Consider the following 15,681-nt stretch of genomic DNA (forward strand, 5'->3'; position numbering starts at 1 on the left):
GTGGTCCTCACGGGTTGCGCGTGGGGGCGGGGAAAAGAAGGAAGGTCAAAGGCACGTCCAGCCGCTGGTTCCAGGACGCTTCGTTGTGCTGGGCGCCGGGGAAGACCAGGCTGCGGAAATCGCCGGCGCCATAGCCGCGACGGCGGAAGGTCTGGTCCACCTGGGTCTGGAAGACGGCGTAGAACTGATCCAGCGTCTCGTCGCCTCGGTCGAAATAGAAGCGGTGGTCGCCCGGCTCGGGCAGGCCGCGTTCGATCACGCCGGTCCAGGCGGCGACCAGGCGTTCGCGCCAGGCGTCCAGCGCCGCGCCGGGCTCGAGCCCTTCGACCTTTAGCGGCCAATGGGTGGACAGACAGGCGGCGGCGGAAAAGACCTGCGGCTGTTTCATCACCGCATACATGGAGATCAGGCCGCCCATGCTGGAGCCGGCGATCATCGTGGCCTGCGGCCCGGTCAGGGTGCGGTAGGCGCCGTCGATGAAGGGCTTCAACTCCTCGACCAGGAACCGCAGATAGGCGTCGGACAAGGACGGACCGCCGTAGATGGCCTGGACCTCGTCGCGCATGTCGGCGGGCAGGGCGGCGATCAGGTCGGCGGGGACATATTCCCTCAGCCGCAAGTCCGTGTTCCATATGCCCACCACGATCGGCGCCCGCACCTGACCGCTCGCGATCAGCCGCGTCAGATGCTCGTCGACGTCCCATTCGCCGAAGTTGGCCGTGGCCGGATCGAACAGGTTCTGGCCGTCGTGCATATAGAGGACAGGCCAGGCGGCGTCGGTCGCCTCATATCCGGGCGGCAGCCAGACCGAGACGTTGCGCGCCTTCACATGGGCCGACGCGACCGCTTCATGCAGCACCAACCGCCCGCCCGCGAGGGCGCCCTCGGCGCGCGCCGCGCAGGCGAAGGGCAGGGCGGCCATGAGGGCCAGAAGACCTCGACGGTTCATCCGCGATGCTCCTTGACCATCAGCGCGCTGGCGGCGGCCAGAACGAAGGAGATGGCGCCCAGCACCAGGGCCCAGATCGCCTGACCATCGAACAGGCTCTTCAGGATCAGGCCCAGAACTGTGGCGGCCAGCAACTGGGGCACGACGATGAAGATGTTGAAGACGCCCATATAGACGCCCATTTTTCGGTCCGGCACCGCCGCCGACAGGATGGCGTAGGGCATGGAGACGATCGACGCCCAGGCGAAGCCGACGCCGACCATCGGCAGCCACAAGAGGCCCGGCTCGCGGATGGCGAAGATGCCGAACAGGCCGGCGGCGCCAAGCATCAGCATCAGCGCATGGGTCGCCTTGCGTCCGATCCGCTTGGCGATGACCGGCAGGGTGAAGGCCGCCAGGGCCGCCACGCCGTTATAGACCCCGAAAAGAACCCCCACCCAGTCCGCGCCCGTGGCGTAGGCGGCCGAGGTGGTGTCGGTGGCTCCGTAATGGACGCGGGTCACGGCTGCGGTGGTGTAAATCCACATGGCGAACAGGGCGAACCAGCTGAAGAACTGAACCACAGCCAGGCCGCGCATCGTCTCGGGCATGCGGAAGATGTCGTTCAGGATTTCGGTCGCGGCGTTGGTGATGCGGCGACGTTGCATCATGCCGACGGCGATCTGCAGCAGACCGAACCCGGCGAAGAAGCCCGCCACGATCAGCAGCTCCTTCTCCAGATCGAGCGCGCCGATCAGCACGAAACCCAGTCCGCCGAGGACGGCGCAGACCAGGCCCGACGTCATCCAGCCCTGGACGCTGCGGGCCGGCGCTTCGGCCTCGACGGGCGCGGTCGGCGCGTCGTCTCGTGCGCGTTCGAAGGCCGCGATCTGTTCGGGGCTGTATTCCTTGGTCGACAGCACCGTCCACAGCACGGCCGAGAACAGGCCGGCGGCGCCGACGTAGAAGGCGATCTTGACCGACAGGGGCACCACGCCCGCCTCGGCGGTCGAGGCGATGTCGAAGACGTTGGACAACAGCCACGGCAGGACCGAGGCGAAGACTGCGCCGGCACCGATGAAGAAGCTCTGCATCGCATAGCCGGCGGTGCGCTGCTCCTCCGGCAGATTATCCCCGACGAAGGCGCGGAACGGCTCCATGGTGATGTTGATCGAGGCGTCCATGATCCACAGCATGGCTGCGGCGAACCACAGGCTGGGGCTGTTGGGCATGGCGATCAGGGCCAGGGTGGTGGCGATGGCCCCGACCAGGAAATAGGGGCGCCGCCGGCCGAAGCGGGTCCAGGTCTTGTCGCTGAAATGGCCGATGATCGGCTGGACCAGCAGACCCGTCAGCGGCGCGGCGATCCACAGGATCGCCAGGCTGTCGACCTCGGCACCCAGCGTCTGGAAGATCCGGCTGGTGTTGGCGTTCTGCAGGCCGAAGCCGATCTGGATGCCGAAGAAGCCGACGCACATGTTCCAGATCGCCAGGCCGGACAGGCGCGGGCGGTGCGAGAGCAGGGTCATCCGCGTCGCGCCCGACCGACCGGCACGAACCGGATCGCCTGACCGCCGCCGGGGGCCAACGCCAGGGTCAGGGTGTCAGACGACGTCACCTCGCGCTGCTCGATGACGATGTCCTCGCGCTTGCCGCGATAGTCGGCGTTCGGCCCGTCGCGGTAGATTTCGGCCCGATATCGACGGCCGGCGTCCAGGAAGTCGAGGGGAGCCTTCAGCACGCGCGGATGCTCGTCGGTGACGGCGCCCAGGGCCCAGACATCCGTGCCGCGCTGCTTGCGAACCGTGACGACATAGTCGCCCATGGCGGCGTCCAGCGTGCGGCTCTCGCTCCAATCGACCGGCACATCCTTGATGAACTGGAACGGGCCGGGGTTGGCCTCATAGTTGACCAGCAGGTCCGCCGCCATCTGGATCGGGCTGTAGATCACGACATAGAGCGCCAGCTGCTTGGCCCAGGTCGTCTGCACGCCGCCGGGGCTGCGCGTCTCCATGCCGAAGATGCCGGGCGTATAGTCCATCGGCCCGGCCAGCAGGCGGGTGAACAGCAGGTTCGGCTCATGCTCGGGCGGATTGCCGGGATTGCCCCAGGCCGAGTATTCCATGCCGCGCTGGCCCTCGCGGCTGATGATGTTCGGATAGGTGCGGCGAAGGCCGGTGTCCTTGAACGGCTCGTGAGCGTTGACGGCGACCTTGTGGCGATAGCCGGCCTCGACCACGCGCATATGGTGCTGCGCCATCGCCTGGCCCTCGTGCCAGGCCATGACCATCTGTCCGTCCGGCCCGGCGACGCGGGCGCCTTGCGCGTCGGCGACATAGCCGGTCTTCACCGAATGGACGCCGAGGCGTTCATACAGGGCCATGGCCGGTTCGAGCTGCTGCTCATAGTGGAAGGCGTTGCCGCCGGTTTCGTGGTGGCCGATCAGTTGCACTCCCTTGGACCGCGCGTGGGCGCAGACCGCTTCGATGTCGAAGTCGGGATAGGCCTCGGTGAAGCTGAAGTCCGCGCCGTTGGCGAACCACTGGCCGTCCCAGCCCTTGTTCCAGCCTTCGACCAGAACGCCACCCAGGCCGTGCTTGGCGGCGAAGTCGATGTGTTTGATCGCATTCTCGGTCGTGGCGCCATGCTTGGGCCCGGAGTTCCAGGTCTTCAGGTCCAGGTGCATTTCCCACCAGACGCCGACGTACTTCATCGGCTTGAACCAGCTGACGTCGCCCAGCTTGTTGGGCTCGTTCAGGTTCAGGATCAGGCTGGAATCCAGCAAGCCCGCGGCGCTGTCGGAGATTTGCAGGGTCCGCCAGGGCGTGTTGAACGGCGCCTCGCGCACCACCGCCGCATTGGTCAAGCCCGGCGTCAGCTGAGCGCGGAACTTCGTCTCCTCTGACCGGCGCAGATTCATGCCCGCATAGTCGATGCAGGCGGCCTCGTGGATCGAGACGTGCAGGCCCGACTGGCCCCGAACCGTCATCGGCGTCTGGGCGCTGCCGACAGCATCGATGGGCGTGCGGCTGTAGAGATATTCCTCGCGGTTCCACTCCCAGGCCGGGCACCACAGGGCCTCGCCGTTTTCGGCCAAGTTGAACTCGGTGATCTCCGAACCGATGCGGACAGTGGTCAAGCCAGCCTGCTGCGGGAACTCGTAACGGAAGCCCAGACCGTCGTCGTACAGGCGGAAGACCACGTCCACGCGGCGTCGCAGGCCGCCGGTCTCGGCATAGGCGACGCGCCATTCATTGTAGTGGTTGCGGATGAACTGCCGCTCGCCCCACGGCTGCTCCCAAGTGTCGTCGACCGTGACCGGCTGGCCTGTGGTCAGGGTCAGGCCGCGCTCGATGGCCGGCGCGTCGGTCAGGAGGAAACCCAACTTGGACGGGGCCACCACGACCCGGCCCTGACGCAGCACCGAATACATCGGCCGTCCGTCGTTGTCGGTGAAAGCCTCGACCGTCAGCACGCCGCCTGGCGACGACGCGCGGGCATGGTTCGGCGCGGTCTGGGCGCGCGCGCCAGTCGCCCCCAGAGCCAGGATCGACACGCCGCCAAGGGCCAGGAAGGATCTGCGCTGCATCATGGGAACTCCGTTACGCCGCCTCTTGCCAACCGCCGCGAACGGTGGCTGAAATATTTGCAGAAAATTTTGCAGCTTCACCATGCTGCTGTGAGGACCCGCGACCTTGAGCCGCAAGACCACCCGTCTGGAAGACATCGCTCGCCTGGCCGGCGTGTCCATCGCCACCGCCTCGCGCGCCCTGAACGACAGCCCCGCCGTCAACGATCGCACCAAACAGACGATTTGGAAGCTGGCCAAGGAACACGACTATCCGTTCCGCCGCCACATGCCCGCCGGCCCCATCGGTGCCCAGGGCACGATCGCCCTGGTGGTGCCGCGTCCGCAGGGGCGCGAAGGGCGCCTCAGCGACCCCTTCTTCCTGGAGCTTCTGGCTGGGGTTGGCGAGGCGGCGCGCGAACGCGGCTGCGACCTGCTGATGAGCCATATCTCGCCCGCCAACTATGACGAGCTGTCGGGCGCGCTGAACACAAGCCGCGCGGACGGGGTGATCTTCCTGGGGCAATCCAGCCTGCATTCGGCCTTCAACCGGTTGGTGGACGCCGACCATCGCTTCGTCGTCTGGGGCGCCGAACTGCCGGATCAGGACTATTGCTCCATCGGCTCGGACAATATCTCGGGCGGACGCCGCGCGACGTTGCATCTGGCGCGACTGGGGCGAAAGCGCATCGTCTTCCTGGGCGATCTGGATCCGCCCGAGGCCATGCAGCGGCATCGCGGCTATCTGGACGCCATGAGCCAGAGCGGACTGGACGTGGACGCCGACCTGATCGTGCCTGCGCATTTCGAGGTCGAATCCGCCGAGGCCGCCGTGGACGCCCTGATCCGACGCGGGCTGGATTTCGATGGGGTCGTAGCTGCGTCCGACCAGATCGCGCTCGGCGCCGTGCGTGCCCTGTTGCACGCCGGCGTCGAGGTGCCGGGCCAGGTCTCGGTCATCGGTTTCGACAATGTGCCGTTCAGCCGCTACTCGCGCCCGGCGCTCAGCACCATCGCCCAGGACACGATGAAGGCCGGCCGGTTGATGGTGTCCAAACTGCTGGATCACGGCGGCGCCGCAGCAGGCCGTTCCGAGCGCGTTCCGACCGAGCTGATCGTTCGCGAGACCTGCGGCGGCTGACCCCGTCATCCGGCGTCGGCGAAGATCAGGCCAGCCAGCGGCCTCAACGTAAATCCGTCCGCCTCGGTCCAGTTGACCGCCGCGATCCGGCGCGCGCCGGCAGGCGCAGACCAGTCCACGGCCTTGAAGCCCAGGTTGAAGACGCACAGCAGACGCTCGCCGCCTTCGGCCTGTTCGAACCGGCGGAAGACCACGAGGTCGCCCGCGCTTTCGATCTCGAGCCCGCCGGTCCGCAGCGCCGGATGGGCTTGACGCAGGGCGATGATGCGTCGCGCGGCGTGCAGGATCGATGTCGGGTCCGCCTCCTGCGCATCCACCGCCAATGCCAAGTGGCGCGGATCGACCGGCAGCCAGGGCTCAACCGTCGAGAAGCCGGCGTTGGGCGCCGAGGCCACCCAGGGGATCGGCGTGCGGGCTCCGTCGCGGCCCAGAGTCTCAGGCCAGTTGGCGATGGCCTCGGGATCGACCAGCCGCTCGAACGGCACCTCGGCCTGAGGCAGGCCCAACTCTTCGCCCTGATAGACGAAGACATTGCCGCGCAGGCACATCAGCAGCAGCAGGGCCATTTCCGAGAAGGCCTTCTCGTCCCGGCCCTGGGCCCAACGCGACACTGCGCGCGGCGCATCGTGGTTGGAGAAGGTCCAGGACGGCCAGCCCTCGCCCTGCTGATCCGGCCACATCCCATCGCCCACGCCGATCAGTTCGCTCTTCAGCGTATCGGCGTAGAGGTAGAGGAAACCGTAGGCCGAGTGCAGACGATCGTTGCCGGCGGTGAATTCCTTCATCTCGCGATCGGCGTGATCACCGCCGACCTCCGCCACCGTGAACCGGCCTTCATAGCTGTCGGTCAGGGCGCGGATGCGGTTCAAGAAGCCGATGATGTCCGGGTGGGACTGATTGTAAATCTTGTCCTGGAAATCGAACGGCCGCGTGCGCTTCTTGCCGTCTTGGATCGGCGGATTGTCGCGCAGGGACGGGTCGTGGATGGCGAAGTTGATCGCATCCAGACGGAAGCCGTCCACCCCCCGATCTAGCCAGAACCGCGCCGCCGCGATCAGGGCGTCCTGAACCGCCGGGTTCCTGACGTTCAGCTGAGGCTGCGAGGCCAGAAAATTATGCATGTAGTACTGGCCGCGCCGCGCGTCCCAGGTCCAGGCCGGGCCGCCGAACACCGACTGCCAGTTCGACGGCGGCGAGCCGTCCGGCTTGGCGTCGGCCCAGACATACCAGTCGGCGTGCTCGCCGTTTCGGCTGGCGCGGCTATCGGTGAACCAGGGATGTTCGTCCGAGGTGTGTGAGAAGACCTGATCGATGACGACCTTCAGCCCCAGTGCATGGGCGCGCGCGATCAGGGCGTCGAAGTTGGCCAATGTGCCGAAGATCGGATCGACGTCGCAGTAGTCCGACACGTCGTAGCCGAAGTCCTTCATCGGCGACGTGAAGAAGGGCGACAGCCAGACGCCGTCGACGCCTAGAGAGGCGACGTGGTCGAGGTGCTGGGTGATCCCCTTCAGATCGCCGACGCCGTCGTCGTTGGAGTCGGCGAAGCTGCGCGGATAGATCTGATACAGCACCGCGCCGCGCCACCAGTCGTGCGCCAATGCGGGGGCGGCGTCAGCCGCGGAAAGATCGAGGGGCAGGGCAGTCACGGCACGCTCTTGCAGACGAGGTAATCGAGGGGGGGCACGCGAACGGCGACGCTGGCGGGCGCGGAGGATTCGGGTGCGCAATCGCCGCGCAGAGCTTGCCACCGCAGCGAGCCGGGCTCCACCTCGACTTGAGCGGCGACGGGCGCAGTGGAGGTGTTGAACAGGGCCAGGATCTCCGATCCGTCCTCGCCGACGCGCGACAGGGCGAACAGACCGGGCTTGTCGCCATAGGCGCGCACGACCTGACGGCCGCGTCGCAGGGCCGGCTCCTCGGCGCGGATGCGGGTCATCTCTGCGATCGCCCGGTAGAGGGGGGCGTCCGTGGAATAGGCCGGCTGGCGACCGCCAACGGGCGTCTCGTTCGCATAGACCGGCGTGCGGCTGGGCCACATGTCCTGGCGCGAGTTTCCGTATCCGCCCGCGCCGGCGAAACCCTGTTCATCCCCGTAATAGAGCGTGGGCACGCCCCGGCTGAACATCATCAGGGCATGGGCCAGTTTGATGCGCGCCAGCACCTCGGCGTCGTCGGCGTTTGGATTGGCCTGTTTCACGAAGAAGCCGACCCGGCCCATGTCATGGTTGCCCAGGAAGGTCGGCAGGATGGCGGCGGTTTCAGCGCCCTTGTCATAGATCGTGTCGGCGTCGAACAGCTTGACCAGGGCGTCGGTCCCGACCTTGCCAGACGCCACATCGGTCGCCTGTTTCTGGAACGGGAAGTCCAGCACCGCCGGATAGCCGTCGACCCGCGTGAACCGCGCCGTCACCGCCGGATCGGGATCATAGACCTCGCCGAAGATGTGGAAGTTCGGGATGCCCTTGGCCTCGGCGCGGCCGATCATGGCGGGGATGAAGGCCTGCCAGAAGCCCGGGTTCACATGGCGGGCGGTGTCGATGCGGAAGCCGTCGATCCCGTATTTGTCGATCCAGCCGCCGAAGATGTCGATCATGCCCTGGATGACCACCGGGTCCTCGGTCAGCAGGTCGTCCAGCCCGGCGAAGTCGCCGTCCAGGCTGCTTTCGCCGGTGAAGGTGCTCTCACCCCGGTTATGATAGTGGATCGGATCGTTCAGCCAGGCCGGAACCTTGGCGTTCTCCTCGCCCGCCGGGACATAGGGTGTGTAGGCGTAGTCGGCCCGGGTCAGGCGCGAGAAGTCGCGACCGTCGAAGCCTTCATTGATCGGCGCACCATCGACGCCGCCGCGACGGGTGTAGGGATAGTCGGCGCGACTGCGATAGGCGCAGCGGCCTTCCGGGCATTCGCGATACTGGATGACGTCGGCGGTGTGGTTGGCGACGATGTCCAGATAGACCTTCATCCCGCGCGCATGGGCCGCCTCGACCAGGGCGCGCATCGCCGCCTCGTCGCCGAAGTGCGGATCGACGGCGGTGAAGTCGGTGATCCAGTAGCCGTGGTGCGCCGCGCCGGTGTAGTCGCCGTGGCTCTGCACCGGCTTGTTCTTGAACACGGGCGCCAGCCAGACCGCCGTCGCACCGAGGCCCTGGATATAGTCCAGTTGTTGGGTCACGCCCGCCAGGTCGCCGCCGTGATAGAAATCGGTATCGGCCGGATCGAACCCGCTTTTCAGCCGGTCGGCGGCATAACCGCCGTGGTCATTCGTGGCATCGCCATTGGCGAAGCGATCCGGCAGCAGGAAGTAGATCACCTCGTCCTGTGGAAGGCGTTGACGCAGAGCGGACAGGGTGTCTTCGGCCTGGCGCGTTTCCGCCGCAGCCGGCGTTGCAAAGCCGCTCAGCAGAGCCGCCGCCGCCATCGCCGCGTGCAGCCCAGCCCTTCTTGGGGTTCCCCTCGCCATGACGCTCACTCCCTTGCGTCTGGAAAGTGCAAAGCCTTCCAGATCGATTTGCAAGATTTTGCAGCAATGTGCAGGGCTGTCAACGCGTCGCTGAAATGCTGCAATGCGTCATGGAAATGGCGCGAAACCGCAAGTTCTCTTGTGCCGACGACCTCGGAAACGGCTTGAAGTGCGACGGAAATCAGACCCCCGCATTAACTGCTTGCAACACTCCCAAAGATTTGCATATTTTTGCGACGGCTTCAGATCGCGACGTTCAGAATCGCGGTCAGCCCCAGGGAGGATGACCATGTTCCAACGTCTCAACCGGCGCGCGCGCCTGCTATCCGGCGTCGCCTTCGGCGCAGCCGCCCTGATGGCGGTCGGCTCGGCCCACGCACAAACTGCGCCCGCCACGACGGCGCAGGCCGACGATCAAGCCACCGAGGTCGGCGAAATCGTCGTCACCGGCATTCGCCGCTCGATCGAGGCCGCAATCTCGGCCAAGGCCAACAACACCTCGATCGTCGAAGTCATCTCGGCCGAAGACATCGGCAAGCTGCCGGACGTCTCGATCGCCGAATCTCTGGCGCGCCTTCCGGGCGTAACGATGCAGCGCCTCGACGGCCGCAGCCAGGCGATCTCCATCCGTGGCCTGGGCCCTGATTTCACGACCGCCCTGCTGAACGGGCGCGAACTGGTCACCACCGGCGACAACCGCGGCGTCGAGTTCGACCAATTCCCCGCCGAACTGCTGAACAGCGTCGTTGTCTACAAGACCCCGGACGCGGCCCTGATCGGCCAAGGTTTGGGCGGCACCGTCGATCTGCGCACCGTTCGCCCGCTGGCCTACGGCCGTCAGGCCATCGCGATGAACTATCGCCACGAGTGGAACGAGATCGGCGCCCTGAACTCGGGTACGACCGACAACGGCGACCGCTACACCATCTCTTACATCGACCAGTTCCTGGACGGCACGCTGGGCGTGGCTCTGGGCTACGCCCACATGAGCTCGCCCTATCAGTCCGAGCGCTTCAACGCCTGGGGCTATCCCAACTACACGGACGGCAATCTGCTGACCGGCGGCGTGAAGCCCTACGTCATGTCGTCTGAGCTGGAGCGCGACGGCTATATGGGCGTGCTGGAATGGCGCCCGAACGACCGCATCCACTCCACGATCGACGCCTTCTATTCCGAGTTCAAGAACACCCAGGTTCTGCGCGGCATCGAATTCCCGCTGGCCTGGGGCGGTTCTTCCGGTGACTGCACCGTGAACGTCCCGTCGGCGGTCTGCCGTCCTGGACCCGCGCTGCGCCCTGGTTACACCGTGCAGGACGGCCTGATCGTCGCCGGCACCTGGGACAACATCAAGGGTGTCGTCCGCAACGACCTGAACAAGCGCGACAGCAACATCACCGCCTTGGGCTGGAACACCGAATTCACGCTCAGCGATGACTGGTCGGCGAACCTGGACCTCAGCTACTCGAAGGTCGAGCGCAACGACATCATCCTAGAAACCAACGCAGGTACCGGCCGCAACATCAACGGCGCGCTGGACACTCTGGGCTTCGAACTGACCGACGATGGCGTGACCCGCTTCACCAGCCGTCTGAACTACGCCGATCCGAACCTGATCAAGATCACCAGCCCGCAAGGCTGGGGTGGCGACGTGATCCCTGAAGGTCAGGCCGGCTATCTGAACACGCCGTCCATCGAGGACGAACTGAAGGCCGCCCGCTTCTCGGTAACGCGCCAACTGCACCAGAGCCCGTTCAAGTCGATCGACTTCGGCGTCAACTACACCGAGCGTCAGAAGAGCTTCGTCAACGATCAGTTCTATCTGGGCGTCCCCGGTGGCGGCGATCTGACCGTACCCTCGGCCTTCCTGCTGGACCCGACCGACCTTGGCTATCTCGGCATCAGCGCCGTGCTGAGCTATGACGCTCTCGGCCTGGTCAACAGCGGCGCCTTGAACCGCATCCGCAACCCGAACGCCGACGTCACCGCCGGCAACTGGGAGGTGACAGAAAAGGTCTCAACCGCCTATGTCCGCGCCAACATCGATCACAATCTGTTTGGCCGCGCCCTGACCGGCAATGTCGGCATGCAGTTCGTCTATACCGACCAAAGCTCCAGCGGCTTCTCGGCGCGGCAGGTCGGACCGGGCGTCTCCGAGACCATCGCGGTGACGGGCGGCGACGAATATCTGGAGATTTTGCCTAGCGCGAACTTCATCCTGGAAACCGGCGAGGACATGTTCGCGCGTCTGGCGGTTTCGCGCACCTTGGCCCGTCCGCGCATGGACGATATGCGCGCCTCGCGAAACTACAGCTATAACCCCAGCTTGGCCCAATCGACCGACATCAACCGTTCCCCCTGGGGCGGCGGCGGCGGCAACCCGGAACTGCGGCCGTACATCGCGGACGTGATCGACGTGTCGTTCGAGAAGTATTTCGCCAACCGCAAGGGCTACATCTCGCTGGCGGCTTTCTACAAGAACCTGGAAAGCTACGTCTTTAATCGCAATCAGATCTTCGACTTCACCGGCTATCCGATCGGCGTGATTTCGCCGACAAACCCCGAGCCGGCCTTGCGCCAAGGCCTGGTCGGCGCGCCTGACAACGGCGAAGGCGGCTGGATCAAGGGTCTTGAGCTTTCGATCTCGGCGCCGTTCGACATCTTCCATCCGGCCCTGGAAGGTTTCGGCGCCCAGTTCAGCGCTTCGACCACGGACAGCGAAGTCCAGCCCGATCCGACCCAGGCCCCGACCGCTCTGCCGGGTCTGTCGGAAAACGTGATCAACGGCTCGCTCTACTATGAGCGCTATGGCTTCCAGTCGCGGATTTCGGCCCGTTATCGCTCGGATTACCTGGGCGAGGTCGCCGGCTTCGGCAACGGCCGCACCCTGCGTTCGGTGGCCGCTGAAACGGTCGTCGATGCCCAGGTCGGCTATGAGTTCCAGTCCGGTCCGCTGGAAGGCCTGTCGGTTCTGGCTCAGGTCAACAACCTGACCGACGAGCCGTTCAAGACCTTCGAGAACGGCGATGAGCGCCGGACCATCGACTATCAGCACTACGGCCGCACCTTCGCGGTCGGGCTGAACTACAAGTTCTGATTTCCCCTCTCTTCTGAGCAAACTTGGGCCGCCGCGTTCGCGAGGCGGCCCTTTTCTTTGCCTGCGCCCCGGCCCCGCGGGAAAGTTTCGTTACAGAGCGCGCTTTTCGGCTGGACGCGCCTTTCGCGATGTCCGAACCAAGCAGGATGAGAACCGCGCGACCACAGCGCGGCCGTTCGATTTCACTGGGGGATCATTCATGACCGTTCCGGACGCCGGAAAACGCCAGGGCGCAGGCCTGGCCTTCGCCTATGTCACCACGCTGTTCTTCGCCTGGGGCTTTGCGACCTCGCTGATCGACCCGCTGATCGCGGCGGTGAAGCGCGTGTTCGACCTGAACAACGCCGAGGCCTTCCTGACCACCTTCGCCTGGTTCATCGCCTACGGGTTGATGTCTCTGCCGGCGGCCTCGGTCCTCAGCAAGCTGGGCTACAGCCGTTCGATCATCGGCGCCCTGATCGTCATGGTCGCGGGCTGCCTGATCGTGCCGGCCGCCACCGCCGCCGACTGGTATCCCGGCGTCCTGATCGCCCTGTTCGTCATCGCCTCGGGCGTGACCCTGCTGCAGGTCGCGGCCAATCCGCTGGTCGCCGAGCTGGGCAGCCCCAAGGGCGCCTCCAGCCGTCTGAACCTGTCGCAGGCCTTCAACTCGCTGGGCACGACCGTGGGGCCATGGCTGGGCTCGCACGTCCTGCTGACGGGCGGCGTCTTCGCCGCTGGCGCTGTGGTCACCGCCGCAACCCGCACCCAGTCGCTGCGCAGCATCGACATGGCCTTCCTGGGCATGGGCGCCTTCTTCGCGTTGATCGCCGTCTTCATCTTCACGGCGCGCAAAAAGATCAATGCGGCGGCGCCTGAATCGCACAATGCGGTCTCGCCGTTGAAGGCCCTGTCGTCGCCCTGGGCCGTGTTCGGCGCCTTGGCCATCTTCCTCTACGTTGGTTCCGAAGTCGCGATCGGCGGCATGCTGACCAACTTCCTGGAAAGCCCCGACATCCTGAACGCCCCCATCGAGACGGCGGGCAAGATGGTCGCCCTGTACTGGGGCGGCGCCATGGTCGGCCGCTTCATCGGATCGGCCGTCCTGACCAAGGTTCGTCCCGGCATCGTCCTGGCCTGCTGCACCGTCGCGGCGGCGGTGCTGTGCCTGACCGTCAGCCAAATCGGCGGGCCGACGGCGGCCTATGCCGTTCTGTCGATCGGCCTGTTCAACTCGATCATGTTCCCGACCATCTTCACCCTGACGCTGGAGCGCTCGACCGCTCCGACTTCGGCGACGTCGGGTCTGCTGGTGTTCGGCATCATCGGCGGCGCCCTGCTGCCCCAAGTCGCGGCGCATATCGCCGATGCGGCCGGCAAGCTTCAGCCCGCCTTCATCGTGCCGATGCTGGGCTACGTCGGCCTGACCATCTTCGCGATCGGCTGCATCCGCACCAAGGCGCGGACCGAAGTGACCTCGACCGCCTCGCACTGAGCCGGTCGCCAGACAAGACAAAGGGCGCGGAGGTCAGCCTCCGCGCCCTTTTTCATTTCGGCGATTGGGTCAGCCGTCGATCAGGGACTGAAGAATGGGCGCCAGGCGGTCGCGCATCTCCTCGCATTGAGCGGGTTCGATGTTGAAGCTGCCGCCGCCCAGTTCGCGACTGACCGACATGCCCATGATGAAGCCGGCCAGGAGACGCGCGCGGACCGTGGCGTCCGGCCCGCTCAGCCATTCCTCCAGCGGACCGAAGAACCGCTGGGTGCAGGTGTTCTGAACCATTTCCGACGCCTTGGCCGAGCCGATGGAGCGCAGCATGATCGACATGCCCTTCAGCTTTTCGGCCTTCTTGGGTTCGAAGACGATCTCATGCGCCACGCGCCGGCCGAAGTCGGCCTTTTCGCCCTGCATCAGGGCGCTGCCGTCGCCGCAGCTGTCCAGCGCGGCCAGGAACAGGTCGTCCTTGGAGCCGAAGTAGCGGCTGATCAGGGCCGCATCGACGCCGACATCGCGGGCGATGTCGCGCATGCCCACGTCGTCATAGCTCTCGGCCGCGAATCTCTCGCGCGCAGCATCGAGAATGGCCGTGCGCGTGGCGGCGGCGTTTCTCGGGCGTGGGCCGGGACATAACAAGGTGATGACACTCCACAGACAATAACCGTAGATCACATATGGCTTTGTCAACGTCTGTTGACAAGCGCCACGGCTCCGACCATTAAGTCACCACGCGTTGACAAGGCCGACTCCCCATCGGCCTCTGTCCGCACGACAGGGATTTACCTCCGACAGGGAGATGCGCAGATGCGCGGGCTGAAGATTGCGGCGGTATCCGTCATGGTGACGGGTGCGCTTTATGGTTGTTCCCCAAAGGCAGAGGCGCCCGCACAAGGCGCGCCGCCCGTGACGGTGGCTGTGCCGCTCAAGCAGCAGGTGCGGGACTGGGACGAGTTCACCGGTCGCTTCGAAGCGGTCGAGAGCGTGGACGTGCGCGCCCGCGTCGGCGGCTATATCCAGGCTGTCCACTTCCGCGACGGCCAGATGGTCCAGCGCGGCCAGTTGCTGTTCACCCTGGATCCGCGCCCGGCCCAGGCCGCCCTAGCGCAGGCTCAGGCCCAGGTGGCCCAGGCTCAGTCGCAACTGTCGCTGGCCCGCGCCAACCTGGCTCGTAGCGAGGCCCTGCTGGCCTCGCAGGCGGTGTCCAAGGCCGAATATGATTCCAACAAGGCGGCCGTCGATGCGGCCCAGGCCAATCTGGCGGCCGGCAACGCCGCCGTCCGCAATGCGCGTCTGAACCTGGAATACACTCGCGTCACCGCGCCGACCTCGGGTCGCGTGTCCGACCGTCGCGTCGATCCGGGCAATGTCATCGCCGGCGGTTCGTCGGCCGGTGACATCCTGACCACGATCATCTCGGGCGGCCCGATCCATTTCGTCTTCGACGGCTCGGAAGCGGTCCTGCTGAAATACTTGCGTCAGGGCGGCGCCAATCAGGGCGCGGTCGTCAACGTGCGCTTGCAGGACGAGAGCACGTACAAGCATACTGGCCGTCTCGACTTCTCTGACAACGCCGTGGACACCGCCTCGGGCGTGATCCGTCTGCGCGCCATCCTGCCCAACGCCGACGGCTTCCTGCGTCCGGGCATGTTCGGCAGCGCGCAGGTCGCGGGCGCCGGCGCCTATGACGCCCTGCTGGTCCCGGATTCGGCCATCGGCACGGATCAGGCCCGCCGCACCGTCGCCGTGGTCAACGCCGACGGCACCGTGACGAACAAGGCCGTTCAGCTCGGCCCGATCGTGCAGGGCTTGCGCGTCGTCCGTTCGGGCCTGGCCCCGACTGACCGCGTCATCATCGCGGGTCTGCAACGCGCCGCTCAGCCGGGCTCCAAGGTCACGCCCAAGAACGGCAAGATCGAACCCGTCGCCGGCGATGCGTCCCAGGCGCCCGTCACCCAGTCGGCGCCCGCGTCCAGCGCCTCCTTCGCCAACAGCCTGCCGGCCGGCTAAGCC

At 66.0% G+C, this 15,681-nt stretch carries 10 protein-coding genes; 4 read left to right on the plus strand and 6 right to left on the minus strand.

Annotated features, from left to right (window positions below):
- Nucleotides 1–7: 7 nt before the first annotated feature.
- Genes PFY01_RS05430 through PFY01_RS05440 form a run of 3 tightly spaced genes read right to left on the minus strand, consistent with a single transcriptional unit; the run spans nucleotide 8 to nucleotide 4,520 of the window.
- Nucleotides 8–949: an alpha/beta hydrolase gene (locus PFY01_RS05430; RefSeq protein WP_271042714.1), complete on the minus strand. Its 942-nt coding sequence runs from the start codon at nucleotides 947–949 to the stop codon at nucleotides 8–10.
- Nucleotides 946–2,457 (minus strand): MFS transporter, encoded by a 1,512-nt coding sequence (locus tag PFY01_RS05435; RefSeq protein WP_271042715.1) that lies wholly within the window; start codon nucleotides 2,455–2,457, stop codon nucleotides 946–948. The genes PFY01_RS05430 and PFY01_RS05435 overlap by 4 nt, the downstream gene beginning before the upstream one ends.
- Nucleotides 2,454–4,520: a glycoside hydrolase family 97 protein gene (locus PFY01_RS05440; protein WP_271042716.1), complete on the minus strand. Its 2,067-nt coding sequence runs from the start codon at nucleotides 4,518–4,520 to the stop codon at nucleotides 2,454–2,456. Before PFY01_RS05440 ends, PFY01_RS05435 begins: the two co-directional genes overlap by 4 nt.
- A gap of 103 nt (nucleotides 4,521–4,623) precedes the next feature.
- Here PFY01_RS05440 and PFY01_RS05445 point away from each other — a divergent pair, with 103 nt between their 5' ends.
- Nucleotides 4,624–5,637 (plus strand): LacI family DNA-binding transcriptional regulator, encoded by a 1,014-nt coding sequence (locus tag PFY01_RS05445; RefSeq protein ID WP_271042717.1) that lies wholly within the window; start codon nucleotides 4,624–4,626, stop codon nucleotides 5,635–5,637.
- A 5-nt stretch (nucleotides 5,638–5,642) separates the two neighbouring features.
- Here PFY01_RS05445 and PFY01_RS05450 read toward each other — a convergent pair whose 3' ends face one another.
- Together PFY01_RS05450 and PFY01_RS05455 are read right to left on the minus strand one after the other, a co-directional pair.
- Nucleotides 5,643–7,286 carry an alpha-amylase family glycosyl hydrolase gene (locus PFY01_RS05450; protein WP_271042718.1) on the minus strand — a complete coding sequence of 548 codons (1,644 nt, stop codon included), beginning with the start codon at nucleotides 7,284–7,286 and terminating at the stop codon, nucleotides 5,643–5,645.
- Nucleotides 7,283–9,100 (minus strand): alpha-amylase family glycosyl hydrolase, encoded by a 1,818-nt coding sequence (locus PFY01_RS05455; RefSeq protein ID WP_271042719.1) that lies wholly within the window; start codon nucleotides 9,098–9,100, stop codon nucleotides 7,283–7,285. The genes PFY01_RS05450 and PFY01_RS05455 overlap by 4 nt, the downstream gene beginning before the upstream one ends.
- Before the next feature lie 289 nt (nucleotides 9,101–9,389).
- Between PFY01_RS05455 and PFY01_RS05460 the strand changes: the two genes are divergently transcribed.
- Nucleotides 9,390–12,194, plus strand: a complete 2,805-nt coding sequence (locus tag PFY01_RS05460; RefSeq protein ID WP_271042720.1) for a TonB-dependent receptor — start codon at nucleotides 9,390–9,392, stop codon at nucleotides 12,192–12,194.
- Nucleotides 12,195–12,393: 199 nt separating this feature from the next.
- Entirely contained in the window at nucleotides 12,394–13,668 is a 1,275-nt protein-coding gene (locus tag PFY01_RS05465; protein WP_017505130.1) for a sugar MFS transporter, read from the plus strand.
- A gap of 69 nt (nucleotides 13,669–13,737) precedes the next feature.
- Here the strand turns inward: PFY01_RS05465 and PFY01_RS05470 are convergent, their stop codons facing one another.
- Nucleotides 13,738–14,202 (minus strand): TetR/AcrR family transcriptional regulator, encoded by a 465-nt coding sequence (locus PFY01_RS05470; protein WP_017505129.1) that lies wholly within the window; start codon nucleotides 14,200–14,202, stop codon nucleotides 13,738–13,740.
- A 273-nt stretch (nucleotides 14,203–14,475) separates the two neighbouring features.
- Between PFY01_RS05470 and PFY01_RS05475 the strand changes: the two genes are divergently transcribed.
- Complete coding sequence (locus PFY01_RS05475; RefSeq protein ID WP_055803768.1) at nucleotides 14,476–15,678, plus strand: efflux RND transporter periplasmic adaptor subunit; 1,203 nt, start codon at nucleotides 14,476–14,478, stop codon at nucleotides 15,676–15,678.
- The last annotated feature ends 3 nt before the right edge of the window (nucleotides 15,679–15,681 follow it).

The sequence above is a fragment of the Brevundimonas vesicularis genome (assembly GCF_027886425.1).
In the GTDB taxonomy this organism is placed as follows: domain Bacteria; phylum Pseudomonadota; class Alphaproteobacteria; order Caulobacterales; family Caulobacteraceae; genus Brevundimonas; species Brevundimonas vesicularis_C.